Genomic DNA, 24,663 nt, shown 5'->3' on the forward strand with positions numbered 1-24,663 from the left:
GTCATGACGTCGTGCTGCCTACCGAGCATCGGCTGAGGCGGCGCGAAGACTTCGCGACCGCGGTACGACGGGGTCGTCGGGCTGGACGCCCGACTCTCGTCGTCCATCTACGTAGCGGTGCCACGGACCCGCACGCGCCTGGGGAGAGCGCTCCCCCGACGCGTGCGGGTTTCGTCGTGAGCAAGGCTGTGGGTGGCGCGGTGGTGCGCAACAAGGTCAAGCGCAGGCTTCGCCACCTGATGCGCGATCGAGTCGCCGCCTTGCCCCCCGGTAGCCTGGTAGTCGTACGAGCGTTGCCCGGTTCGGGTGATGCCGATCATGCACAACTGGCCCGAGACCTGGATGCCGCTCTGGAGCGGCTGCTGGGAGGGGGCGCGCGATGAAGTACCCGCTGCTGGCGCTGATCAAGGTCTACCAGTGGACCATCAGCCCTCTGCTCGGGCCGGTGTGCAAGTACTACCCGTCGTGCTCCCACTACGGGTACCAGGCCATCGACCGGCATGGTGCGCTCAAGGGCACGGCACTCACGGCCTGGCGCATCCTGCGGTGCAATCCGTGGTCGCTCGGCGGTGTGGACCATGTTCCGCCGCGCAAGCGTCCGCGGTGGCACGAAATGCTGCGTGGCGCCTGGCGCACACGCAGGGGCGGGTCCTCCTCCGCCGAACTGGCCGCCGAGGGGCAGGCTCTTACGAGCCCGGCCGCAGAGACCCCGTCCCATGCCCAAGGAGCATGATTAGTGGACACGATTGCCGGCTTCTTCAGCTTCATCACGACACCCGTTTCCTGGGTCATCGTCCAGTTCCACACGGTGTACGGCGCCGTCTTCGGCCCTGATACCGGCTGGGCCTGGGGCTTGTCCATCGTGTCCCTGGTGATCCTGATCCGTATCTGCCTGATCCCGCTCTTCGTGAAGCAGATCAAGGCGACCCGGGCCATGCAGACGCTGCAGCCCGAGATGAAGAAGATCCAGGAGCGCTACAAGAACGACAAGCAGCGCCAGTCCGAAGAGATGATGAAGCTGTACAAGGAGACGGGCACCAACCCGCTCTCCTCGTGCCTTCCCATCCTGGCGCAGTCCCCGTTCTTCTTCGCGCTGTACCACGTGCTCAACAGCATCGCGAACAACGACACCATCGGTGTCATCAACGAGAGCCTGCTGCAGAGCGCGCAGAAGGCGCACATCTTCGGTGCCCCGCTGGCCGCGAAGTTCACCGACAGCTCCTCGGACGTCGCCGCGCTCGACGCCTCGCTGACCACCGTTCGCATCGTGACCGCGGTCATGATCGTCCTGATGTCGGCGTCGCAGTTCTACACGCAGCGCCAGCTGATGACGAAGAACGTCGACACCACGGTGAAGACGCCGTTCATGCAGCAGCAGAAGATGCTGATGTACGTCTTCCCGGTCATGTTCGCCGTCTTCGGCATCAACTTCCCGGTCGGTGTCCTCGTCTACTGGCTGACCACCAACGTGTGGACCATGGGCCAGCAGATGTACGTCATCCGCAACAACCCGACCCCGGGTTCCAAGGCGCAGGCCGCCTACCTGGACCGTCTGTACAAGCACGTCACGCACCATGGCAAGACGCGAGGCCGTGGTGAGAAGGCCATCGTCAAGGCCATCGTCGCCAAGGGCCGTGACCGTAACGAGTTCGAGCGCAAGTTCATCAACGGCTTGAACAAGGCGGGCCTCGCGGCCCAGGCCGACGGCACCGTGGTGAAGGGCGAGGCACAGGCCGCCGTGCAGAACGAGGACGGTACGCCGACCAGCGCTGCCGCGCCCAAGCGTCAGCAGCCCAAGCGGCAGAGCAAGTCCCAGCGCCAGTCCGGCAGTGCCAAGGCGGCCGACGAGGGCCCGTCGCTCACCAAGTCCGACGAGCCCGAGGACGCCAAGCCCGCCGTTGCCAAGAAGCCCGGCGCCACCCGCAGCAAGGCCCAGTCCGGACAGCGCAAGGGCCCGCAGCGGCCCAAGTCCCCGTCCAAGAAGTAAGAAGGAGTCCATCCCGTGACGGAAGGCACCACCTCCGCCGCTGCCGAGGGCGTAGACACCCTGACCCGCCTGGAGCAGGAGGGTGAGATCGCGGCGGACTACCTCGAGGGTCTGCTCGACATCGCCGATCTCGACGGTGACATCGACATGGACGTCGAGGCCGACCGCGCCGCTGTGTCGATCATCAGCGACTCGGGCGGCCGCGACCTGCAGAAGCTGGTCGGCCGCGACGGCGAGGTGCTGGAAGCCCTGCAGGAGCTCACGCGCCTGGCGGTGCACCGGGAGACCGGGGACCGCAGCCGGCTGATGCTGGACATCGCGGGCTACCGCGCCCAGAAGCGTGCCGAGCTCTCCGAGCTCGGCGCCAAGGCCGCCGCCGAGGTCAAGAGCACCGGTGAGTCCGTGAAGCTGAAGCCGATGACGCCGTTCGAGCGCAAGGTCGTGCACGACGCGATCAAGGCAGCCGGGCTGCGCAGCGAGTCCGAGGGCGAGGAGCCGCAGCGCTTCGTCGTCGTGCTTCCCGCCTGATCGGCCCGTTCGTTCCTCCGGCCCCGTCTGTTGCGCAGGCGGGGCCGAACTTTGTCAGCCTGATACTGGTGGTTCTGGCGTCGGCGCCCGGTGCGCCCACGCGGTACGGAAGGACGGTCCCCCGTGACGGAGGCAGCGGAGCTTCCCCCCGCGCCCGAGCAGGCCCGTGAGGTGTTCGGTGAGCGCTTCGCGGACGCGGTCCGCTATGCGGAGTTGCTCGCCGAGGCGGGCGTGCAGCGCGGGCTGATCGGTCCACGCGAGGTGCCCCGCCTGTGGGAGCGGCACCTGCTGAACTGCGCGGTGCTCTCGGAAGTCGTTCCCGAGGGCGTGACGGTGTGTGATGTCGGCTCGGGCGCGGGCCTGCCCGGCATTCCCCTGGCGCTGGTCCGGGAAGACCTCAAGATCACTCTCCTGGAGCCCTTGCTGCGGCGCACGAACTTCCTCACCGAGGTCGTGGAGCTGCTGGGCCTGGACCATGTGACGGTCGTTCGCGGCCGGGCCGAGGAAGTCATGGGTAAAATCACTCCCGTCCATGTGGTGACGGCACGGGCGGTGGCTCCGCTGGACCGGCTGGCGACCTGGGGGATTCCCCTGCTGCGCCCGTACGGGGAGATGCTCGCGCTCAAGGGCGACACCGCGGAGGAGGAGCTCAAGAGCGCGGCGACGGCACTGACCAAACTCGGCGCCGTCGAGACGTCCATCGTCCAGGTCGGTGAGGGCGTGGTGGATCCGCTGTCCACAGTAGTGCGCGTCGAGGTCGGCGAAAGCCCAGGCGGTGTGCGCTTCGCGGCGAAGCGGGCCAAGGCGGCCAGGACGGGACGTGCGCGCCGCCGCCGCTGATCCGTCCTGACGACGAGACGTACTCCACACAAGCTGCCAAACCGACGCATGCCGGAGTGTCGCGACGGTTCGGCCCTCGACCCTGTGCATCGTGTTTCACGTGAAACGTCGCTCACTGCTACACGGCATCATCAGCCGGGGCCGCGCTGCGGCCGAACCCCGCGACCGAAAGCCTCTCGGGTCACTCGATGAGGGAACCGAGTTGTCCACAGAGGTGGATTTCTCCACAGAACAACAGGCCTCACTGGTTCATGACCCCGAAGACATGGGAGGCTCTGTTCATTGCGAGCCTGAAGTCGAGGAGAGTGAATCCTTGCGGTCCAACGCCAACATCGCGGGACCGATGACCGATCCGGTCCCCGGTCCCCGTACCGAATCGATGGGGGACGATGTTTCACGTGAAACACCGCCCCCCATGGACGACACTCCGATCGGTCGTGCTGCCCAACTTGCAGTGGAAGCTCTGGGGCGTGCCGGCGAGGGTCTGCCACGCCCCGACCAGACCCGGGTCATGGTGGTCGCCAACCAGAAGGGCGGGGTGGGCAAGACGACGACGACCGTCAACCTTGCTGCCTCGCTGGCCCTGCATGGTGGCCGTGTCCTGGTGATCGACCTCGACCCCCAGGGCAACGCATCCACCGCGCTGGGGATCGACCACCACGCCGAAGTCCCGTCCATCTACGACGTGCTGGTCGACAGCAGGCCTCTCTCGGAGGTCGTCCAACCCGTCCCCGACGTCGAGGGTCTCTTCTGCGCCCCCGCCACCATCGATCTCGCCGGTGCGGAGATCGAGCTGGTGTCCCTGGTCGCGAGAGAGAGCCGGCTCCAGCGGGCGATCCAGGCCTACGAACAGCCCCTGGACTACATCCTCATCGACTGCCCGCCCTCACTCGGCCTGTTGACCGTCAACGCACTGGTCGCCGGCCAGGAGGTCCTCATCCCGATCCAGTGTGAGTACTACGCACTGGAGGGTCTGGGCCAGCTGCTGCGCAACGTCGACCTCGTGCGGGGGCACCTCAACCCGGTCCTCCACGTATCGACGATCCTGCTCACCATGTACGACGGCCGGACGCGTCTGGCGTCCCAGGTCGCGGACGAGGTGCGCACCCACTTCGGCGACGAGGTGCTGCGGACGAGCATTCCCCGCTCGGTCCGTATCTCCGAGGCGCCGAGCTACGGGCAGACGGTGCTGACCTACGATCCAGGATCGAGCGGTGCCCTGTCCTATCTTGAGGCGGCGCGAGAAATCGCGTTGAAGGGTGTCGGCGTCTCCTACGACGCGACACACGCGCACATCGGCGCACAGAGCGACCCGAGCATGGTGGAGGGGATCCAGTGAGTGAGCGACGGAGGGGTTTGGGCCGTGGGCTCGGCGCACTGATCCCTGCTGCCCCGACGGAGAAGACGGTGCCTCCGGCCGGGCTGGGGGGTGTCGCTTCGACGTCCCCGACGGCTGTACCGATGCTTCCCTCCGAACGCGGGGTGGCCGCGGCGAAGGTGGCCACACTGCCGCCTGTTTCACATGAAACCGAGGAGCCGTCGACGAACGGTGCCGCGGAGGCGCCGGCGCCTCCCCCGGGTGCCTACTTCGCGGAGCTCCCGCTTGACTCCATCAAGCCGAACCCGCGCCAGCCGCGCGAGGTGTTCGACGAGGACGCTCTTCAGGAGCTCGTCACCTCCATCAAGGAGGTCGGTCTTCTCCAGCCAGTCGTCGTCAGGCAACTCGGTCCGGCGCGCTACGAGCTCATCATGGGTGAGCGGCGCTGGCGGGCCTGCCGGGAGGCGGGACTGGAGGCGATCCCGGCGATCGTCCGGGCCACGGACGACGAGAAGCTCCTCTTGGACGCCCTCCTGGAGAACCTTCACCGCGCCCAGCTGAACCCGCTGGAAGAGGCCGCCGCCTACGACCAGTTGCTGAAGGACTTCAACTGCACGCACGATCAGCTGGCGGACCGCATCGGCCGGTCCCGCCCGCAGGTCTCCAACACCCTGCGTCTGCTGAAGCTCTCGCCCGCGGTGCAGCGGCGGGTGGCCGCCGGAGTCCTTTCGGCCGGACACGCGAGGGCGCTGCTCTCCGTCGACGACTCGGAGGAGCAGGACCGGCTGGCCCATCGGATCGTGGCCGAGGGTCTCTCGGTGCGGGCTGTCGAGGAGATCGTGACGCTCATGGGGTCTCGGCCTCAGTCGGCTCAGCGTTCGAAGGGCCCGAGGGCCGGCGCCAGGGTCTCACCGGCCCTGACCGACCTCGCGACCCGGCTCTCGGACAGGTTCGAGACTCGGGTGAAGGTCGATCTGGGGCAGAAGAAGGGCAAGATCACTGTCGAGTTCGCCTCGATGGAGGACCTTGAGCGGATCCTCAGCAGCCTCGCTCCCGGGGAGGGACCGGTCCTGCAGAAGAGCCTTCTGGACGATGACCCCGAGGAGTCGGAGGACTGATCCTTCGACAGGCGGGGCAATCTCGTTCGGCTGTCGGAGCGGGCCGTGTCCGGTGGGTACCGGACACGGCCCGCTCCTTTGCTTTCAGGCGGTATCGGTCGAATCGCATCGTGGATACGATGCGATCGGGTATGGCGCACATCCACCCGGCAGCACCTCTGAGGGGAGTGGCAGGGGCTATGCGAACGGTGAGCCGCACCGGAATGGTGAGCGCGGGCCTGGGCTTGGGTGCGGTCGGCGGGTTCGTCGGCAGCCTGCTCAGGGAACGGAGCGCTCTGACGGCCGCCCGCGACGCGGCGGGCGAGGGAAGCGAGGAACAGCCTTCATGGGGCGTCGGCTCGTACCGCTCACGCTGGACAACCTTCAGGACCTTCCCACGCGCTGTCGCACGTGCGTCTTCTGGGAGTTGGACCCCGTCAGCGGCGAAGCAGCGGTAAAAGCCGGCACCGCTGCCCTGGAGAAGGAAGCCTGGATCTCCGCAGTCCTGCTCGACTGGGGCTCCTGCGGCAGGGTCGTGTACGTCGACGAGGTGCCGGTCGGCTTCGTGCTCTATGCCCCTCCGGCCTACGTGCCCCGCTCGACGGCGTTCCCCACCAGCCCTGTCTCGCCAGACGCCGTACAGCTGATGACCTCGTTCATCATGCCGGGCTATCAGGGGCAGGGGCTGGGCAGAGTGATGGTCCAGACGGTCGCCAAGGATCTGCTGCGGCGCGGGTTCAAGGCGATCGAGGCTTTCGGGGACGCGCGCTGGAAGGAGCCCGCCTGTCTCCTGCCCGCCGACCATCTTCTCGCGGTGGGTTTCAAGACGGTGCGGCCGCATCCCACGTATCCGCGACTGAGGCTGGAGCTGCGAACCACGCTCTCCTGGAAGGAGGACGTGGAGATGGCACTGGACCGGCTCCTGGGCGCAGTGCAGAAGGAACCGGTACTGCGCCCGTTGTGACGGGCAGGGAAAGAAAACCGAATGGGCCGGCCCATCAAGGGCCGGCCCATTCGTGTTTCACGTGAAACGTCACTCGGCGATGAAGTCCTCGAGGTCACGGACGATCGCGGCCTTCGGCTTCGCGCCGACGATGGTCTTGGCGACCTCGCCGCGCTGGTACACGTTCAGGGTCGGGATGGACATGACGCCGTACTTGGCGGCCGTACCCGGGTTCTCGTCGATGTTCAGCTTGACGACCTCGATCTTGTCGCCGTACTCGGCGGCGATCGCCTCGAGGGACGGCGCGATCTGACGGCACGGGCCGCACCAGGCGGCCCAGAAGTCCACCAGGACGGGCTTGTCGCTCTTGAGGACGTCCTGCTCGAAGGAATCGTCGGTGACATTCTTGAGGGTGCCGGCCACGGCGGGCTCCTTAACTGGTTGGTGCGGTGAGGGGGAGGGAGGGGGATCAGACGGAGGTCTTCTCAGGCTCGGCCTGCTCCTCGTCCGCGAGGGCGGCGAGGAAGCGCTCGGCGTCCAGGGCGGCGGAACAGCCGGTGCCGGCCGCGGTGATCGCCTGGCGGTAGGTGTGGTCGACCACGTCACCGGCGGCGAAGACACCGGTCAGGTTCGTCCGCGTGGAGGGCGCCTCCACCTTCAGGTAGCCCTCCTCGTCCAGGTCCAGCTGGCCCTTGAAGAGCTCGGTGCGCGGGTCGTGGCCGATCGCGATGAACAGGCCGGTCACCGGGAGGTCCGAGAGCTCGCCGGTCTTGAGGTTACGCAGCTTCAGACCGGCCAGCTTCTGGTCGCCCTGGACCTCGGCGACCTCGCTGTCCCACACGAACTTGATCTTCGGGTCGGCGAAGGCACGCTCCTGCATCGCCTTGGAGGCGCGCAGGGTGTCGCGGCGGTGGACGATCGTCACGGACTTGGCGAAGCGGGAGAGGAAGGTGGCCTCCTCCATCGCGGTGTCGCCGCCGCCGATCACGGCGATGTCCTGGTCCTTGAAGAAGAACCCGTCACAGGTGGCGCACCAGGAGACACCGCGGCCGGAGAGGGCGTCCTCGTTCGGAAGGCCGAGCTTGCGGTGCTGCGAGCCGGTCGTGACGATGACGGCCTTCGCCTTGTGGATGGTGCCCGCGGTGTCGGTGACGGTCTTGATCTCTCCGGTCAGGTCGACGGAGACGACATCGTCCGGGATCAGCTCGGCGCCGAAGCGCTCGGCCTGGCCCCGCATGTTGTCCATGAGCTCCGGGCCCATGATGCCGTCCTGGAAGCCGGGGAAGTTCTCCACCTCGGTGGTGTTCATCAGCGCGCCACCCGCGGTGACGGCGCCCTCGAAGACCAGCGGCTTCAGCGACGCGCGCGCGGTGTAGAGCGCCGCCGTGTAGCCGGCGGGCCCGGAGCCGATGATGATCACGTTTCGGACGTCGCTCACGGCTTGGTTCCTCGTCTCTGGACTGCGTCGTAGGTCCGGGGGAGCTCCTTTCAGAACTCTCACCCCACCCAACGGATCCTAAGGGGCGCGCATTCCCGCTGTGTCCGGGCACACGGGGTTGCGACACGGTACGGGATACCACGCAGGAAGGAGACGAAGCGTGCGGGCTCAGTACTGTGTGTAGGACTGCCTCAGCAGGACCTTGGCAGGGCCGGCGGAGCGGTCGGTGACACACGTCTTGTCCATGATGTAGGCGGTGACCCGAGTGCCGCCGGGGTTGTCCGGCAGCACCACGAGCATGGCGGCCGTTCCCTTGTAGATGCCCTCTGCTGTCGCGAGCGCGTCATCGCTGCGGCCGGTGCCCTTCTGGACACAGCTGGGAACCGAGGGATCGATCAGGACCTTGTTGTTCGGTGCGGCGCTCCCGGGGACGGACTCCATACCCAGGCTGTTCGGGGAGCGGGATCCGCTCGACGCGCTCTTGCTCTTGGCAAGGAGATCGGAGACCTCCTTCTCCAGGGTGCTTTCGGAGAAGGTGTCCGCAGAGGTGGACTGCTGCCCCTGCGCCTCGGGTCCCGGCGGCTTGCCGTCGCTGAGCGAGGACAGCAACACGGAGCCGAAGCCCAGCGCGGCGGCCGTGAACACGGCGCCCAGGACGACGCCCCTGCGCCGGTTGCTCTTCCGGCGATCCTTTCGGCCAGGTCCTGTGTTCGAGGTGCGGGCACGACCCACGGGACGGTCCGCCGTCGCTGACGTTTCACGTGAAACACGCGCGTCGTCGTCCGTACCGGTCACGCTCGTAGTCGTGGGGCCGGCGACGGACGCCAGCGGTGCATCGACGGCGTCGGGTGCTGTGGCGTGCAGCAGGGCTTCCGCGGCGAGGGCGGCGTCGATCCGTCCGGCGACGTCGGCGGGCATGCGCGGGGGGCCTGGCAGAGTGCCGAGCAGCCCCCTGATCTCCTCCAGCGAGGCGTGGACGTCGGCGCAGAGCTCACACTCGTCCAGATGCCGCCGTACGTCCGCGGTCCGGGACGGCGTGAGAAGGCCTTCGGTGAGGTCGGAGATCTCCGCGACATCCGGGTGCCCGGCTGTGTCTGTCGTGGATGTCACGCTCGCCCACCTCCGCCCTTCACTGCGGCTGAATCACTAGGACCTGTGTCCGGCGGACCCGTACGAGGGGGTCCCGCTGCGGGTGGGACGGATGTCCCCTGCGTCCGGTTCCGCCCCGCGTCCTCTTCTTTGCCGACACCACTGTTTTCGGGCCGCAGATGCTTGAGCAGGGGCAGGAGTCTGGCGCGGCCGCGGGCACAGCGGCTCTTCACCGTGCCGGTCGGCACGTCGAGCACCCGAGCGGCCTCGGCTACCGGGTAGCCCTGCATGTCGACGAGGACGAGAGCTGCCCGCTGGTCGGGCGGGAGGGTGCCGAGCGCCTCCAGCAGCTGACGGTGGAGGTCGTTGCGTTCCGCGGGCGCCGAGGCCGACTCGTGCGGCTCCAGGAGTTGCTCCAGGCGCTCGGTGTCGTCGACGGGAGACGTCTTGCGGGAGGCAGCCTTGCGGGCCCGATCGAGGCAGGCGTTCACCGTGATCCGGTGCAGCCACGTCGTGACGGCCGACTGGCCCCGGAAGGTGTGGGCGGCCCGGTAGGCGGAGACCAGGGCGTCCTGGACGGCGTCAGCGGCCTCCTCGCGGTCCCCCAGGGTCCGCAGGGCCACGGCCCAGAGCCGGTCGCGGTGCCGGCGCACGAGCTCACCGAAGGCGTCGGGATCGCCCTCGACGTGACGGGCCAGGAGGTCCCGATCGCTCGTGTCGCCGTACGCGGTGCCATCTGCCATCGGGCCCCCTCCCCTCGTCGTCAGCTGGTCACCTTGATGTCCGCGACCCGACCTCGCCACTCGCCGTCGATCTGCGGCAGTTTGGTCAGCCAGACCAGAAGGTAGCGGGACTTGAGGGACTTGTCGGGGGTGAGGGCCACGGTGGTGCCACTGCCTTCGGTGACCTTGGAGTAGGCGTCGAAGGACGTGGGCTGAGAACCCTCGTCACCGGAAGCGGCGCGGAGCTCCACGGATGTGTTGCCCACGAAGGACACCGTCACCTTCCCGACCTCCTGGACCTTGCCGAGGTCAAGGATGACGCCGACGCCGGACTTCAGCCGCCCGAAGTCGGAACTCAGGTAGTAGTCCGTCTGCCAGTACGTGGTGGGCGAGTTGTCGTAGACCTTGCCTATGTCGCCGGGCTTCTCGGACCCGTCGGCGCCGAAGGGGTCGAAGTCCTGGGCACTCCTGATGGCGATCGGAGCGCTCGCCGGCTTCGTCGGGGCCTTGTCGCCCCCGTCCGTCGTCTGCGTCTGGTTGGTCTCCTCGGACTTCCCGCCCTGGTCCATGAGCGCGTCCGCCAACTGCCAGCTTCCGAGGCCCAGAGCGGCGATCAGCAGGCCCGAGACGGCCCACTTCAACGCCCTGCCCGTGCGGCTCTCCAACGGGGACGGAGGAGTGGGCACCGGCTGGGTGACGCCCGGATGGGGCGACTGCCGGCCGTACGTGCCCTGCTGGTACGTCGTGCGCTGGTAGTCCGGCGGGGCGGTGAACGCCGGCTCCGGCGGGCGGATGCGGGGCATCTCGCCGATGGCTTTCACCAGCTCCTCGGGCGTGGTGCACGGGGATTCGTGACGGGACGCCGTGGCACCGTCGTTGGCGAGCGCCCGCATGGACAGCTCGGACAGGCCGCGGTGGACCCCGGCGCGCACCTGGTCGGGTGCGATGAGGCCGATGTCCTTGGGCAGCCCGGACAGGCCGTACGCGTCGCTCTCGTAGGGCCAGCGCTGCGTGAGGGCCGCGTACAGCAGGGCGCCGATCGCCTCCGTGTCCGTACGCTGCGGGGTTTCGGAGGTGACACCGCGCAGGGCGGCGTTCACGGCGAGGCCGCGGATGCGCCACTGTCCGGTCGACGTGCGCAGCACGGCGTTGGGGTTCAGGCGCAGATGGGCCAGACCCTCGCGGTGGGCGGCGGCCATGGCGGAGGAGATCTGGCTGACCAACTGGTAGGCGTCGTACACCTCCAGCGGGCCGGCGGCGAGCAGGGTCGTCAGCTCGGTGGCGTCGGGCAGCCACTCGTGGACGACGTAGACGAGGTCGTTCTCCTCGACTGCGTCGAGGACTTGGACGAAGCGGGGATCACCCAGCAACGCGGAGGAGCGGGCGGCGGCCAGCACCGAACGGGCTCGTGCGTGGTCGGCGGGCAGGAGGTGGACGCCGACGGCGCGACGCAGTTTCTCGTCCACGGCTCGCCAACTGCTGAATCCGTCCAGACGGGTGACGCACTCCTCGAGCCGGTAGCGTCTGGCGAGTTTGTGTCCGCTGTGCAGTTCCGGCGGTGAGGCCTTCCCGGAACTCTCGGTCCCGCCACTCCCCTGTGCCTCGACGTCTTCCGTGTCCCGCTCCCGGTTCTTGGCCACCCCGTCGGCCGTGGACTGGTCCGCCTTGGCGGTCAGCGGCTCGTCACCGCTGTTGTCTGCCACGTCGACGGCAGCCGTGCTCCGTTCCGCCACCGTCGTTCCCTGCCTCCCCATTCATTGCGCGTCGTGCGACGCAGAAACCAATTGTGCCCACAGTCCGCCGCTATGCACGACACACGGTGGCGGACGATGGTTGTGCGCGTACCCCCGCCTCAGCGCCCCAGCCGTCCGCGGACCATGCCGACCAGTGAGTTCAGCTCCTCGATACGCATCTTGCGAGCCGCGAGGAAGAAGATCCCGAACAGTACCGCCCCACCGGCGATCAGCGCTGCGAAGGACCCGAGGGCGCCCTGACCGAGTGAGTGTCCGATGCCGTAGCAGGCGGCGCCGCTGAGCAGGGCCGCCGGAATCGAGGCGATGCACAGGCGGGCGTAAGTACGCAGGACGCGCCCGCCGTCGAGGTCCCCGCCCAGCCGCTTGCGCAGCCGTCGCCAGGCGACGCCCACGCCGATCGAGTACGCCAGACCGTACGCGGCGGCCATGCCGACCACGGCCCAGCGGGCCGGCAGCACGATGTAACAGGCGGCCGAGGCGGCGGCGTTGACGGCCGCCACGATGACCGTGTTGTAGAAGGGGGTCCGGGTGTCCTCGTACGCGTAGAAGGCGCGCAGCACGACGTACTGCACCGAGTAGGGGATCAGGCCGAGGCCGAAGGCCATCAGCATGTACCCCATGTTCGTGGCGGCGCTCGTGCCGGAGGATCCGAAGATCAGCGTGCACATCGGGATGCCGAGAGCGAGGAAGCCGAAGGCGAGGGGCACGATCGCGACCGCTGTCGTGCGCAGGCCCTGCGAGATGTCGTCACGCACGGCGCCGGCGTCGTCCTCCGCGGCCGAGCGCGAGATCCGCGGCAGCAGGGCGGCCATCAGGGAGACCGTGATGATGGCCTGCGGGAGGCCCCAGATGAGCTGGGCGTTGGCGTAGGCGCTGAAGCCGGTGCCGGGGATCTTGGTGTCGGCGACCGCCGCGGTGGCCAGCTGGGTGACGACGAGCGCGCCCGCCTGGTTGGCGAGGACGAACAGGATGGTCCACTTCGCGAGCATCGCGGCCTTGCCCAGGCCGTGGCCCTTCCAGTCGAAGCGCAGCCGCATCCGGAACCCGGTCTCGTGCAGGTACGGGATCATCGCGAGGGCCTGCACCACGAGCCCGAGCAGGATGCCGACACCGAGGAGCCGTTGACCTTCCGCCGGAATGTTCGTGACGCTCAGGCCGGAGTGCTCGGCGGTGCCGTACACCCAGAGGAACATCCCCAGCGTCACGATGATCACGATGTTGTTCAGGACCGGGGTCCACATCATCGCGCCGAATCTGCCGCGGGCGTTGAGGATCTGCCCCATCACCACGTGAATGCCCATGAAGAAGATGGAGGGCAGGAAGTAGCGGGTGAAGGTGACGGCGACGTCGTTGGCTGCCGGGTTGGTCGCGATGGGATTCGACAGCGCGCGCACCAGGAGCGGCGCCGCGAACATGGCGATCGCGGTGAGCGCCGCGAGCGCGACCATGACGAGGGTCAGCAGCCGGTTCGCGTACGCCTCACCGCCGTCGTCGTCGTCCTTCATGGCGCGCACGAGCTGCGGTACGAAGACGGAGTTCAGACCGCCGCCCACGGTCAGGATGTAGATCATCGTCGGCAGCTGGTACGCCACCTGGAAGGCGTCACCGAGGAAAGCCGTGCCCAGGGCCGAGACGATCAGAGCGGAGCGGATGAAGCCGGTGAGGCGGGAGACCATCGTGCCCGCGGCCATGACGGCGCTCGACTTGAGCAGGCCGGCGGCCTTCCCACTCTTCTTCGCGGCGGGAGCCTGCGCGGCGGCTGGAGCGTCCGGAGCGGGAGCCTCGGTCACGGGAGGGGACACCGGCGCCTCGTACCGGCCCTGGGCGGGCGGTGTCGCCGCCGGATACTGACCGGCGGACGGCGCCGGGGACGGGTTGGGCACGGACGGCGGTTCGTACGGCTGGTAGTTGCCGTTCTGCTGCTGGTCCCGGAAGAGGTGGGCGAAGGCGTCCTGTTCGTGGCGCTGCTCACCGGCCTGGGTCACCAGGTCGTCGACGCCCACGAACTGGGTGGTGCGGGGGTCGTCGCCATAGGGCAGGTACTGGGTGGGGCCCTCCGGTTCCGGCGCGGGGGTCTGCGCCCACACGCGCGGGTCGGGGGCGTACGGGGACTGGGGCGGCTGGGCGTACAGCGGCTGCTGCGGCGGGTACGTGCCCGGGGCCGGCGGGGGGTGCGCCGCGCGGTCGTAGAGCGCCTCGGCCACCGGGTCCTGGGCGTAGAGATCCTGTGCCTGGTAGGGGTCCTGGTCGTAGGCGTCCTGGAGGTACATGTCGGCGGGGGGCTGCGGCGGTACCTGACCCTCGGGCTGCGGGCCCTCGGGGTGCCCCGAGCTGCCCGCGGCCTGGCCGCGGTCACCGTCGTACGGCGCGTTCATGGTTACCCCACCTCATCGTCCCGGGCCCACCGGCCACGACATCCTCAACGGTCCACTCTCTCACCCGTGCCGGACGGGTCTGCGCTTTCCGCTGGGGTGTCCGGTGTCAGGTCACTCGGCTGCTCGGACTCGTCTGCCCGGGCCGGGGTGCCGCTCTCATCCTTGAGACGGTCCTCGGCGGCCTCCGGGTTCTCCGGCGCGGCTGCGTCCTCGTCCGCCCCGTCGGGGCCGTCCTGGTCGGCCTCACGTGCGGCCGCCCGCTTGCGCTGCGTGTACATCCGGAAGCCGGCCAGCACGAGCAGGAGGACACCTCCGCCGATGACCAGCATCACTGTCGCCGTGAACTCGGTGACCTTGACTTCGAAGGTGACTGCCTCACCGTACGGCTGTCCGTCCTCCGTGTAGAGCTGGGCGATCACCGTGGAGCGGCCGTTGGCGTTCGCCGTGGTGGTGAACTTCACCGACTGGCTGTGGCCGCCGGAGACCTCGACCGGCTGCTCGAAGTAGGGCCTGCCGCCGATCTCGAGACGCTTCGGGCTCAGCGAGGTGAGCCGCAGCACCAGATGGTCCACGCCCTGCACCAGGTTGTTCTGCACGGTCACCGGGATCGTGGCGCTGCGTCCGGAGAGCTTGGTCGGGGACTTGTCGATCAGTCTGACCTGGTCGGTCAGCTCGTCGAGGTACGTCTCCACGTCGTCGCGGAAGCTGGTCGCCTCCATGGTCCGGCCGCGCCAGGACGTGGACATCTCACGGTTCATGGCCCGGCCGAAGGGCGTCACCACCCGGGACTCGTTGGCGAGGATCACCTTGAAGTTGTCGAGCTTCTCCTGCGTGTCGGCGATCTGCTCGAAGGCCGCCCGCGGCAGCTCCTGCTTGCGCAGAGAGGCCGGGTACCTGGATGTCGGCGGCACCTTCGTGGTGGCCTGCGGATCCGGCTTGGCGCCGGCGGCCGCCGTGAGGTCCTGGGACTCGGACCAGTTTCCGTCCTGCAGGGCTGTGAGGGCCTCGGCCATCGACTGCGCCTGGCGGGCCGAGGGCATGCGCTGCGGGGCGACGACGATGCTGCGTTGCCTGCCCGTCTGAAGGTTGAGCGTGAGGCTCTGGGCAAGGAACTGCTGCACGGCGAGCGTGGAGGCGGACGCTCTCGTCAGATCGCCCTGGAAGGCCGTGGACAGCCGTGCGTCGGCGACCACAGCGGTGGTGCCACCGCCGATGGGGCGGGCCGCGGAGGGCGTGTACGGCAGGCCGCTGGTCTCCTGCAGGCTGTCGCTGCGCGCGATCACCTTGTCGGCACCCGCGGAGGTGGCCACCTTGACGATGGACGGGTCGACGGCACCGTCCACGGGCCAGGCGAAGTCAGTGGTCGGTTTCACATGGAGGATCGTCTCCACGGTGTTCGCCACGACGTCCGTGCCCTCCTTCAGGTGGCTGAGGGAGCCGGTCACGCTCGTGCCGTTGTGGGCGAGCGAGGCGAGGTCCGGGTCGGCGAAGGGCAGCGCGACGACCTCCTTGCCCGCCACCGCGTTCTGCAGCTCGGTGAGCCACTCGTTGGCGATCTCCTGATTCTCCTGGGAGCCCGCCCTGGTGGTGTCGCCCGATTTCACGCGGTAGGTGGTCGTCATCGCGTCGACCGACGCCAGCAGGTCGGGGTCGACGGCCCAGGTGACGTCGAGGTCCTTGCCCAGCGACACCAGCCGGTCCAGACGGCCACCCGGAGCGATCTCCTTGGCGAGGTCGTCGTTGCGGAAGACCGGCGTCTGCTGTTCGTTCGATCCCGTCTCCGCCGTCATGTGGACGGTGGAGACGAGCGGCCACAGGTACGTCGTCTTCGTCTTCGTGTCGGCCTCTTCGGGCTGCCACGGCAGGAAGGTGTTCTGCGTGCCGAGTACCTGCTCCCACGGCTGTCCGGGGGTCTGGCCGGAGAGTGACACGGCGAAGGGGTAGACACCGCTGCCGGCGAGGTCGAGCTCGTCGACCGGCACCGCGATGGAAAAGTGTTCGGCGACGCCCGGAGTCAGCTTGGAGAACTTCTCTACGTACTTTCCACCGATTTCCGGTCCGGTGGCGGCCTGGAGGTCGGTGCTGCTCTTGGCGGCGCTGTCGACAGCCGAGCGGGTGTTCAGCTCGGTCCCCACCCGCAGGCCCACGTGGGCGTCGGTGACGGCCTGCTTGCCGTTGTTGGTCACCGTGCCCGACACGGTCAGGGTGTCGCCCTCGGAGGGAGCGCCGGGGCTGAGGGTGTCGACGGCCACGGACACCGTGCCCGACGCCGCGACGGCCTGCGTGGAGGTCTGGCCGACGGCGTCCGCGGGGGTGGCGGCGGGCAGCTGGCACAGGCCGGCAAGGAGAGGCGCCCCCGCGAGCAGGGCTCCGGTGCGCCGCAGCAAGCGGCGGGCAGGTGAGGCACTCGTCCCCTGGAAGTCTGCCGCCTCGGCCACGCGCTCGCCCGTCCCTCGTCATCGTCAGTGGTCGTCGGAATGTGCGTCCACGCATGGTAACGATGCGCGCTGAGGGGAAGTGCCGCGGACTGCTCCACAAGATCGGGGGACGGGTCGTGCTGTCCTGAACGTGCGCATATAAAGAGAGCCCCATGTGTGGGGCTCAAGGGCAGGCCTTGTGCGGGTCGGGGTGGAGAGCCTGTGCGCGTTTAATGGAGGAGCTCAGGGTGGTCCGAGCCACGTACCCTCTTCTTTTGTGCCGAACGCAACCGAAGACAACTCCAGTGCCCTGAGTCAGGTGCAGCACCGTGCGGTCAGTGAACTGCTGCGGGTAGCGCCTGTCGCCGACGACCTCGCCCGCCGCTTCCAGGACGCCGGGTTCTCACTCGCCCTGGTCGGCGGCTCGGTCCGGGACGCGCTGCTCGGCCGGCTCGGCAACGACCTGGACTTCACGACCGACGCCCGCCCCCAGGACGTGTTGAAGATCGTTCGGCCGTGGGCGGACGCCGTCTGGGAGGTCGGGATCGCCTTCGGTACGGTCGGGGCGCAAAAGGACGGTTACCAGATCGAGGTCACCACGTACCGGTCGGAGGCGTACGACCGGACCTCCCGCAAGCCCGAGGTGTCGTACGGCGACTCCATCGAGGAGGACCTGGTCCGGCGTGACTTCACCGTGAACGCGATGGCCGTCGCGCTGCCGAAGAAGGAGTTCATCGACCCGCACGGCGGCCTCGAGGATCTCGCCGCCCGTGTACTGCGCACTCCGGGCACTCCCGAGGCATCGTTCTCGGACGACCCCTTGCGGATGATGCGCGCAGCACGCTTCGCGGCTCAGCTCGACTTCGAGGTGGCCCCCGAGGTCGTCACGGCCATGAAGGAGATGTCGGGGCGCATCGAGATCGTCTCGGCGGAGCGGGTCCGGGACGAGCTGAACAAGCTGATCCTCTCCACGTACCCCCGCAAGGGGCTGACGCTGTTGGTGGACACCGGACTCGCCGACCATGTCCTGCCCGAGCTGCCGGCCCTGCGGCTGGAGAGTGACGAGCACCACCGGCACAAGGACGTCTACGAGCACTCGTTGATCGTCCTGGAGCAGGCGATCGCGCTGGAGGAGAACGGTCCCGACCTGACCCTCCGCCTGGCCGCGCTGCTGCACGACATCGGCAAGCCCCGTACGCGCCGCTTCGAGAAGGACGGCCGGGTCTCGTTCCACCACCACGAGGTGGTCGGAGCGAAGATGACCAAGAAGCGCATGACAGCGCTGAAGTACTCCAACGAACTGGTGAAGGACGTCTCACACCTGGTCGAGCTGCACCTGCGCTTCCACGGGTACGGCACTGGTGAGTGGACCGACTCAGCGGTCCGCCGCTATGTCCGGGACGCTGGACCGCTTCTCGAGCGGCTCCACAAGCTGACGCGGTCGGACTGCACGACCCGGAACAAGCGCAAGGCTGCCGCACTGTCACGGGCCTACGACGGTCTGGAGGAGCGGATTTCCCAGCTCCAGGAGCAGGAGGAGCTGGACGCGATCCGACCGGACCTGGATGGCAACCAGATCATGGAGATCCTCGGTGTCGGCCCCGGCCCCGCTGTGGGCAGCGCCTACAAGCACATGCTGGAGCTTCGTCTGGAGAACGGGCCCATGGGTCACGACGAGGCGGTGGCCGCCCTCAAGGAATGGTGGGCCGGGCAGAGCTGAAGCCGCGAGGCGGGGTCATGTTTCACGTGAAACATGACCCCGATCGCCCGCCGAGGATGATCTCGGGTGCGATCAGTGGCGGTGTTTCACGTGAAACATGGCTCGGTGAACCTATCGGCGCTCATGGCGGGTGGGCGTGACGGCGGCCGCTCCATAGATGACGGCGATGGTGACCACCAACGGAACTGAGCGGCCGTCGGGTGGCAGCATCAGGGCGGCCACGGCCGCAGCGCCGACGAATGCGACGTTGAAGAGGACGTCGTAGACAGAGAAGACCCGACCTCGGAAGCCGTCCTCGACGGAGGACTGGACGATCGTGTCCGTGGCGATCTTCGCTCCCTGTGTGGTCAGGCCCAGCACGAACGCGGCGGCCAGCATGGGGGCGACGGCGAACAGAAGACCGAGGGTGGGCTCCAGGATCGCCGCGGCGCCGGCGCACACGGCGATCCACCTGCCGGGCCCGAGCCGTCCGGCTGCCCAGGGTGTCACTACGGCCGCCGCGAAGAAGCCGGCGCCGGAGATCCCCAGCGCCAGCCCCAGCAGAGCGAGTCCGTCATCGGTTTCGGTGGAGAACTCGTACCGGCAGAGCATCAGCAGCATCACCAGCAGAGCGCCGTAGCAGAACCGCATCAGCGTCATCGCGCCGAGCGCTCGGGCGGCTTCCCGGCGCGAGGGGGCGGTGAGATGCCGTACCCCCGCCACCAGGTCGCGGGTGGTGCCGGTCAGCGCCGAGGTGAGCCTGGGCTGTACCAACTCGCGGTCAGGGCCCAGCAGTTCCGGCGCCATGCGAAGCGATGCGAGCGCTCCGCACAGATACAGGGCGGATCCCAGCAGAACCACGGCAGCGTCGGAGTCCGCGACCACCAGCCGTACGACGAAGGCGAGGCCGCCGCCCGCGGTCGCGGCGAGTGTTCCGGCCGTCGGCGAGAGGGAGTTGGCGACGACCAGACGATCCGCGTCGACGACGCGGGGCAGTGCTGCGGACAGGCCGGCCAGGACGAAGCGGTTGACGGCGGTGACGCAGAGGGCGGAGACGTAGAAGAGCCAGTCGGGGACCTGGCTGACCATCAGGACGGCGGTCACCGACGCCATCAGGGCACGCACCAGGTTGCCGTAGAGAAAGACCTGGCGGCGGCGCCAGCGGTCGAGCAGGACGCCGGCGAAGGGGCCAACCAGTGAGTACGGCAGCAACAGGATCGCCATCGCGGAGGCGATCGCGGTGGCCGAGGTCTGCTTCTCGGGCGAGAAGACGACATAGGAGGCGAGCGCGACCTGGTAGACGCCGTCCGCGCCCTGGGAGAACAGGCGTACGGCGAGCAGGCGTCGGAAGTTCCGGTAGTGGAGCAGGACGCGCAGGTCACGCACGACGGACATGGGGCACAGCCTCACATACGGGGAGGGTCCCCGGGTGCACAACCCGGGGACCCTCTAGGCCCTGGCAGGAGCAGGCTCCGGCGCGCAGCGCTGGGTCGATCTAGCGCTCGACCTCGCCCTTGATGAACTTCTCGACGTTGTCGTAGGCCTCGTCGTCGAAGTACTGGACCGGCGGGGACTTCATGAAGTACGAGGAGGCCGACAGGATGGGGCCGCCGACGCCGCGGTCCTTGGCGATCTTCGCGGCACGCAGCGCGTCGATGATGACACCGGCGGAGTTCGGGGAGTCCCACACCTCGAGCTTGTACTCCAGGTTCAGCGGGACGTCACCGAAGGCGCGGCCCTCGAGGCGGACGTACGCCCACTTGCGGTCGTCCAGCCAGGCCACGTAGTCCGAGGGACCGATGTGAACGTTCTTCTCGCCCATGTCGCGGTCCGGGATCTGCGAGGTGACGGCCTGCGTCTTCGAGATCTTCTTGGACTCGAGGCGATCGCGCTCCAACATGTTCTTGAAGTCCATGTTGCCGCCTACGTTGAGCTGCATGGTGCGCTCGAGACGGACACCGCGGTCCTCGAACAGCTTCGCCATCACGCGGTGCGTGATGGTGGCGCCGACCTGCGACTTGATGTCGTCGCCGACGATCGGGACGCCGGCCTCGGTGAACTTGTCCGCCCACTCCTTGGTGCCGGCGATGAAGACCGGAAGAGCGTTGACGAAGGCGACCTTGGCGTCGATGGCGCACTGGGCGTAGAACTTCGCCGCGTCCTCGGAGCCGACGGGCAGGTAGCAGACGAGGACGTCCACCTCCTTGTCCTTCAGGACCTGGACGACGTCCACCGGCTCCTCGGCGGATTCCTCGATGGTCTGGCGGTAGTACTTGCCGAGACCGTCGAGGGTGTGGCCGCGCTGGACCGTGATGCCCTTGTTCGGGACGTCACAGATCTTGATGGTGTTGTTCTCGCTGGCACCGATGGCGTCCGAGAGGTCGAGGCCGACCTTCTTCGCGTCGACGTCGAAGGCGGCGACGAACTCGACGTCACCGACGTGGTAGTCGCCGAACTGAACGTGCATGAGGCCGGGGACCTTGGACGCCGGGTCGGCGTCCTTGTAGTACTCGACTCCCTGAACCAGCGACGCGGCGCAGTTGCCCACGCCGACGATGGCTACGCGCACCGAACCCATTCCGGTTGCTCCCTGTGTGTACGAGTGAGGCCCTGGCAGGGGCTCTCACGTGGTGGTGTCGCCGGGCGTATCCGGCCCGGGGACGTCCCCGGGCCGGGGCAGGACGCCCGGCGCTCCCTCTGTGGTGTCGCGAGCGGGTTCTCCGTGGCCGGGGCCCTTGAGGTCCCGACCCGCCCGCTCGCTCTCGATGAGCTCGTTCAGCCAGCGCACTTCGCGCTCCACGGACTCCATCCCGTGGCGCTGGAGCTCAAGCGTGTAGTCGTCGAGGCGCTCCCGGGTACGCGCCAGCGAGGCGCGCATCTTCTCCAGGCGCTCCTCCAGGCGGCTGCGGCGGCCCTCGAGCACGCGCATGCGCACATCTCGAGACGTCTGTCCGAAGAAGGCGAAGCGAGCAGCGAAGTGCTCGTCCTCGTACGCGTCGGGCCCCGTCTGCGAGAGGAGTTCCTCGAAGTGTTCCTTACCTTCCGCCGTCAACCGATAGACGATCTTGGCGCGACGCCCTGCGAGTGGTGCCGCGAGGGCGTCCTCGGTGGTGTTTCCCGGCTCTTCGATCAACCAGCCGTTCGCGACCAGCGTCTTGAGGCAGGGATACAGCGTTCCGTAGCTGAACGCGCGGAACACCCCCAGTGACGTGTTGAGTCGTTTGCGCAGCTCATAGCCGTGCATCGGCGACTCGCGGAGCAGGCCGAGGACGGCGAACTCAAGGATCCCGGAACGCCGGCTCATGTCGCCTCCTCTCTGCCGCGGACGGGCCGTGACGGTCTTTATGACGCGCTGATGTATCGACTCGATACATCAAGACGATAGAACGGCCTTCCGGATGCGACAAGAGGGGGGACGGTGAACGGGATCACATCGCTGATTCATGGCAAGCAAGTTGCCTGATTTGGGGGGAACCTCTGGGCTCGGCGGGTTTTGACGGTGCGTAGTCTGTGCGCCATGCACACCACCGGGAACCGAGTGACGCCTGGGGGGCGTCATCGTCCTCGGTGCAGTACGGGTGAATGCGGAACCGAGCGCATCCGTACTTCGGGGGGACCGGAAACCAGCTGCCGTTTCCAGGCGCGCAAAGGTGCGCCTGCCCGAGGAGTAGTCGTTCGATGAGCGAGCACCGTCGCAAACCGCCGCCGCCGCAGGGAGGCGGACGTGCCGCGGCCCGACGCGGCCAGTCCGGCTCGTCCACCGGCCGCCGCGCGGCACCGCGAGGCGCCACCGGATCTCCTTCCGACTCCTATGGGGCGAGCTCCCATGAGTCGGATTCCTATGGACCGGGGGGCGAGGAACGTCCGTACGGCGGCCGAGCCGAGGCCCGCCGGTCGTCACAGAGAAGCAGTGGGGGCCGACGCAGAGCGGCCGAACCCGCCGGCCGGGGTGGTCGGCGGGGTGGTCCCGGAGGCGCGGCCGGTCCCGGGCGCGGCCGGGGCCGGGGAGCCGACCCCGGAAGGAAGCGGATCATCGACTACCCGCGCGCCGGCAAGTACGGCGTGGCGCGCTGGGTGCCGTCGTGGAAACTGGTGACGGGTCTGTTCATCAGCTTCTTCGGTGGCATGGTCGCGGTCGCGGGTGTCGGCTACGCCCTCGTGAGCGTGCCCAACGTCGACGAGACCGCGAACGCGCAGAACAACGTCTACTACTGGGCCAACGGCTCCGAGATGGTCGCCACGGGCGGTGAGACGAACCGCCAGAACATCAACCTCACGCAGATCCCCAAGGCGATGCAGTACGCCGTCATCTCGCAGGAGAACAAGACCTTCGAGACCGACAGCGGCATCGACCCCAAGGGCATCGCCCGCGCCGTGTTCAACATGGCCAGGGGCGGCGAGACGCAGGGTGGCTCGACCATCACCCAGCAGTACGTGAAGAACGCGATGCTGAACGACCAGTCCCAGACCGTCTCGCGGAAGTTCAAGGAGATCTTCGTCTCCGTCAAGGTCGGCGCCAAGTTGTCGAAGGACGACATCATGGAGGGCTACCTGAACTCCGCGTACTACGGACGCGGTGCCTACGGCATCCAGGCGGCCGCACGCGCGTACTTCGACAAGGAAGCCGTCGACCTGAACGAGGGGCAGTGCGCCTTCCTCGCCGCGATGCTCAAGGGCGCCACGTACTACGACCCGGCGGGCTCGACGTCCATCGACCCGTCCGGTGCCTCTCCCGAGGCCAACAGCAAGCGGGCCCTGAGGCAGATGCAGGACACCCTCGACAAGATGGTCGAGTACAAGCATCTGGATCCCGCGGTGCGGGCCAAGTACACCAAGCTTCCCGACTGGAAGAACCCGCGGTCGAACAACCAGCTGAGCGGCCAGGTCGGCTACCTCGTCGATCTCGCCAAGGCCTACCTGATCAACAACGACATCGTCAGCGCTGACAGGCTGCAGCAGGGTGGCCTCTCGATCTACACGACCTTCGACAAGAAGAAGGTCGACGAACTCGAGAAGTCGGTCCAGAAGGTTCGGAAGGCGAACATCAAGCCCAAGGAGCGCCCGAAGACGGACAAGTACGTCCAGTTCGGTGGCGCGTCCGTGGATCCGGCGACGGGTGCCATCAAGGCCATCTACGGCGGTGAGGACGCGACGAAGCACTTCACCAACAACGCCGACGCGACCGGTGCCCAGGTCGGTTCGACCTTCAAGCCGTTCGTGCTCGCGGCGGCGATGAAGTGGGGTGTGCGCGATCCGGACCTGGGCGAGAGCCAGGCACAGGACGAGCGCACGGTCGTTTCCCCGAAGAGCCTGTTCAGCGGCGAGAACGACCTCAAGATCAAGACGTATGACGGAGCGATCTGGAAGAACGAGGAAGGCAAGGAGTGGCTGCAGGAGAACGACGGCCAGCAGTCGTACGGCACTCCGCCGAAGTACAACATCGACCTGCGTGAGGCGATGCGGGAGTCGGTGAACTCCGCCTTCGTGCAGCTCGGCATGGATGTCGGCCTGGACAAGGTCAAGGAGGCGGCCATGGACGCCGGCCTCAAGGAGAACAGCCTCGCGGGCACCAGCTTCCCGTCCTTCTCCATCGGCATCTCCGACCCCAGTGCGATCCGCATGGCGGGGGCGTACGCCACGTTCGCGGCCAGCGGCGAGCAGCGGGAGCCGTTCTCGGTGGCGAAGGTCACGGGTAAGGACGGCCCGATCTACACCCACAAGGACAAGACCACGCAGGCCTTCGACGCGAAGGTCGCCGACAACGTCACCGACGTCCTCAAGACCGTGGTCGAGAAGGGCACGGGTACCAACGCCCAGCTGTCCGACCGTGAGGTGGCGGGCAAGACCGGTACCACCGACGGCAACAAGTCCGCCTGGTTCGTGGGCTACACGCCGCAGCTGTCCACGTCGATCGCCATGTTCCGGCTGGACGACGACGAGACCAAGAAGAACCGTGAGTTCCTGGAGATGTTCGGCACGGGTGGTCAGGAGAAGATCCACGGCGCCTCGTTCCCGTCGGAGATCTGGCACGACTACATGGAACAGGCGCTGAAGGGAACGAAGCCGGAGCCGTTCCCGACTCCGGAGCCCATCGGTGAGATCGTCAACGACGTTCCGACGCCGACGCCCACTCCCACGCCCACTGAGACCGCGAGCGCCAGTCCGACGCCGAGTCCTTCGCCCAGCGAGAGTCAGACGTCTCCCTCGCCCACGCCGACCGAGTCCTGCCAGTTCGACTGGCAGTGCACCGGAGCCGACGATGGCGGGACGGACAACGGAGGCACCGACGGGGGGGTGACGTCCACCCCCACGGTCACGCCGACAGGCGAGAACGGAAACAACGGAAACAACAACGGCGGCATCTTCGGAGGCCCAGCCGGTTAGCCGCCATATCGCCCGCAAAGGGTGTTTCACGTGAAACATGGGCCGCCGCACCCCACCAGGTGCGGCGGCCCT

20 protein-coding genes are annotated in these 24,663 nt (G+C 68.0%); 10 read left to right on the forward strand and 10 right to left on the reverse strand.

The window, feature by feature from the left end:
- Positions 1-11: 11 nt before the first annotated feature.
- The 8 genes from rnpA (at position 12) to AQJ84_RS16885 (ending at position 6,734) form a co-directional block, all read left to right on the forward strand.
- Complete coding sequence (gene rnpA / locus AQJ84_RS40990) at positions 12-383, forward strand: ribonuclease P protein component (RefSeq protein WP_078632110.1); 372 nt, start codon at positions 12-14, stop codon at positions 381-383.
- Positions 380-733, forward strand: coding sequence for a membrane protein insertion efficiency factor YidD (gene yidD / locus AQJ84_RS16855; protein WP_030042223.1), 354 nt, complete (start codon positions 380-382; stop codon positions 731-733). Before rnpA ends, yidD begins: the two co-directional genes overlap by 4 nt.
- 3 nt (positions 734-736) lie before the next feature.
- Positions 737-1,987, forward strand: coding sequence for a membrane protein insertase YidC (gene yidC / locus AQJ84_RS16860; RefSeq protein WP_030042224.1), 1,251 nt, complete (start codon positions 737-739; stop codon positions 1,985-1,987).
- A 15-nt stretch (positions 1,988-2,002) separates the two neighbouring features.
- Positions 2,003-2,515 carry a Jag family protein gene (locus AQJ84_RS16865; RefSeq protein WP_030042225.1) on the forward strand — a complete coding sequence of 171 codons (513 nt, stop codon included), beginning with the start codon at positions 2,003-2,005 and terminating at the stop codon, positions 2,513-2,515.
- A 123-nt stretch (positions 2,516-2,638) separates the two neighbouring features.
- Positions 2,639-3,355 (forward strand): 16S rRNA (guanine(527)-N(7))-methyltransferase RsmG, encoded by a 717-nt coding sequence (rsmG, locus tag AQJ84_RS16870; protein ID WP_030042226.1) that lies wholly within the window; start codon positions 2,639-2,641, stop codon positions 3,353-3,355.
- 265 nt (positions 3,356-3,620) lie between these two features.
- Positions 3,621-4,694 (forward strand): ParA family protein, encoded by a 1,074-nt coding sequence (locus AQJ84_RS16875; RefSeq protein WP_078632112.1) that lies wholly within the window; start codon positions 3,621-3,623, stop codon positions 4,692-4,694.
- Positions 4,691-5,791 carry a ParB/RepB/Spo0J family partition protein gene (locus AQJ84_RS16880; RefSeq protein WP_030042228.1) on the forward strand — a complete coding sequence of 367 codons (1,101 nt, stop codon included), beginning with the start codon at positions 4,691-4,693 and terminating at the stop codon, positions 5,789-5,791. Before AQJ84_RS16875 ends, AQJ84_RS16880 begins: the two co-directional genes overlap by 4 nt.
- Positions 5,792-6,116: 325 nt before the next feature.
- Entirely contained in the window at positions 6,117-6,734 is a 618-nt protein-coding gene (locus AQJ84_RS16885) for a GNAT family N-acetyltransferase (protein ID WP_030042229.1), read from the forward strand.
- A gap of 69 nt (positions 6,735-6,803) precedes the next feature.
- Here AQJ84_RS16885 and trxA read toward each other — a convergent pair whose 3' ends face one another.
- The 7 genes from trxA to AQJ84_RS16920 all read right to left on the reverse strand — a co-directional run bounded on the left by trxA (position 6,804) and on the right by AQJ84_RS16920 (position 16,529).
- A complete protein-coding gene (trxA, locus tag AQJ84_RS16890) occupies positions 6,804-7,136 on the reverse strand; it encodes a thioredoxin (RefSeq protein WP_030042230.1) in 333 nt (110 codons plus the stop codon).
- Positions 7,137-7,182: 46 nt separating this feature from the next.
- A complete protein-coding gene (gene trxB, locus AQJ84_RS16895; RefSeq protein WP_030042231.1) occupies positions 7,183-8,151 on the reverse strand; it encodes a thioredoxin-disulfide reductase in 969 nt (322 codons plus the stop codon).
- A gap of 168 nt (positions 8,152-8,319) precedes the next feature.
- Positions 8,320-9,261, reverse strand: coding sequence for an anti-sigma factor family protein (locus tag AQJ84_RS16900; RefSeq protein ID WP_030042232.1), 942 nt, complete (start codon positions 9,259-9,261; stop codon positions 8,320-8,322).
- The gene (sigM, locus tag AQJ84_RS16905; RefSeq protein ID WP_030042233.1) at positions 9,258-9,983 is read right to left on the reverse strand and encodes an RNA polymerase sigma factor SigM; all 726 of its coding nucleotides are present in this window, start codon (positions 9,981-9,983) and stop codon (positions 9,258-9,260) included. The genes AQJ84_RS16900 and sigM overlap by 4 nt, the downstream gene beginning before the upstream one ends.
- Positions 9,984-10,003: 20 nt before the next feature.
- Complete coding sequence (locus tag AQJ84_RS16910) at positions 10,004-11,695, reverse strand: protein kinase family protein (RefSeq protein WP_053191936.1); 1,692 nt, start codon at positions 11,693-11,695, stop codon at positions 10,004-10,006.
- Positions 11,696-11,814: 119 nt separating this feature from the next.
- The gene (gene murJ, locus AQJ84_RS16915; protein WP_030042235.1) at positions 11,815-14,091 is read right to left on the reverse strand and encodes a murein biosynthesis integral membrane protein MurJ; all 2,277 of its coding nucleotides are present in this window, start codon (positions 14,089-14,091) and stop codon (positions 11,815-11,817) included.
- Positions 14,092-14,135: 44 nt separating this feature from the next.
- Positions 14,136-16,529, reverse strand: coding sequence for a DUF6049 family protein (locus tag AQJ84_RS16920; RefSeq protein ID WP_053191938.1), 2,394 nt, complete (start codon positions 16,527-16,529; stop codon positions 14,136-14,138).
- Between the two features lie 256 nt (positions 16,530-16,785).
- On the opposite strand from AQJ84_RS16920, the gene AQJ84_RS16925 reads away from it, so the two are divergent.
- Positions 16,786-18,228: a CCA tRNA nucleotidyltransferase gene (locus AQJ84_RS16925; protein WP_030042236.1), complete on the forward strand. Its 1,443-nt coding sequence runs from the start codon at positions 16,786-16,788 to the stop codon at positions 18,226-18,228.
- 111 nt (positions 18,229-18,339) lie between these two features.
- On the opposite strand, the gene AQJ84_RS16930 is transcribed toward AQJ84_RS16925, so the two are convergent.
- From AQJ84_RS16930 to AQJ84_RS16940, 3 genes are all read right to left on the reverse strand, one after another.
- Positions 18,340-19,602: an MFS transporter gene (locus AQJ84_RS16930; RefSeq protein ID WP_030042237.1), complete on the reverse strand. Its 1,263-nt coding sequence runs from the start codon at positions 19,600-19,602 to the stop codon at positions 18,340-18,342.
- Positions 19,603-19,702: 100 nt separating this feature from the next.
- Entirely contained in the window at positions 19,703-20,785 is a 1,083-nt protein-coding gene (locus AQJ84_RS16935) for an inositol-3-phosphate synthase (protein ID WP_030042238.1), read from the reverse strand.
- Positions 20,786-20,830: 45 nt separating this feature from the next.
- On the reverse strand, positions 20,831-21,511 hold the full coding sequence (locus AQJ84_RS16940; protein WP_030042239.1) for a PadR family transcriptional regulator: 681 nt from the start codon (positions 21,509-21,511) through the stop codon (positions 20,831-20,833).
- Positions 21,512-21,885: 374 nt separating this feature from the next.
- On the opposite strand from AQJ84_RS16940, the gene AQJ84_RS16945 reads away from it, so the two are divergent.
- Entirely contained in the window at positions 21,886-24,591 is a 2,706-nt protein-coding gene (locus tag AQJ84_RS16945) for a transglycosylase domain-containing protein (protein WP_079022698.1), read from the forward strand.
- Positions 24,592-24,663: the final 72 nt, after the last annotated feature.

Origin of the sequence: Streptomyces resistomycificus (assembly GCF_001514265.1) — a bacterium.
Lineage (GTDB): Bacteria > Actinomycetota > Actinomycetes > Streptomycetales > Streptomycetaceae > Streptomyces > Streptomyces resistomycificus.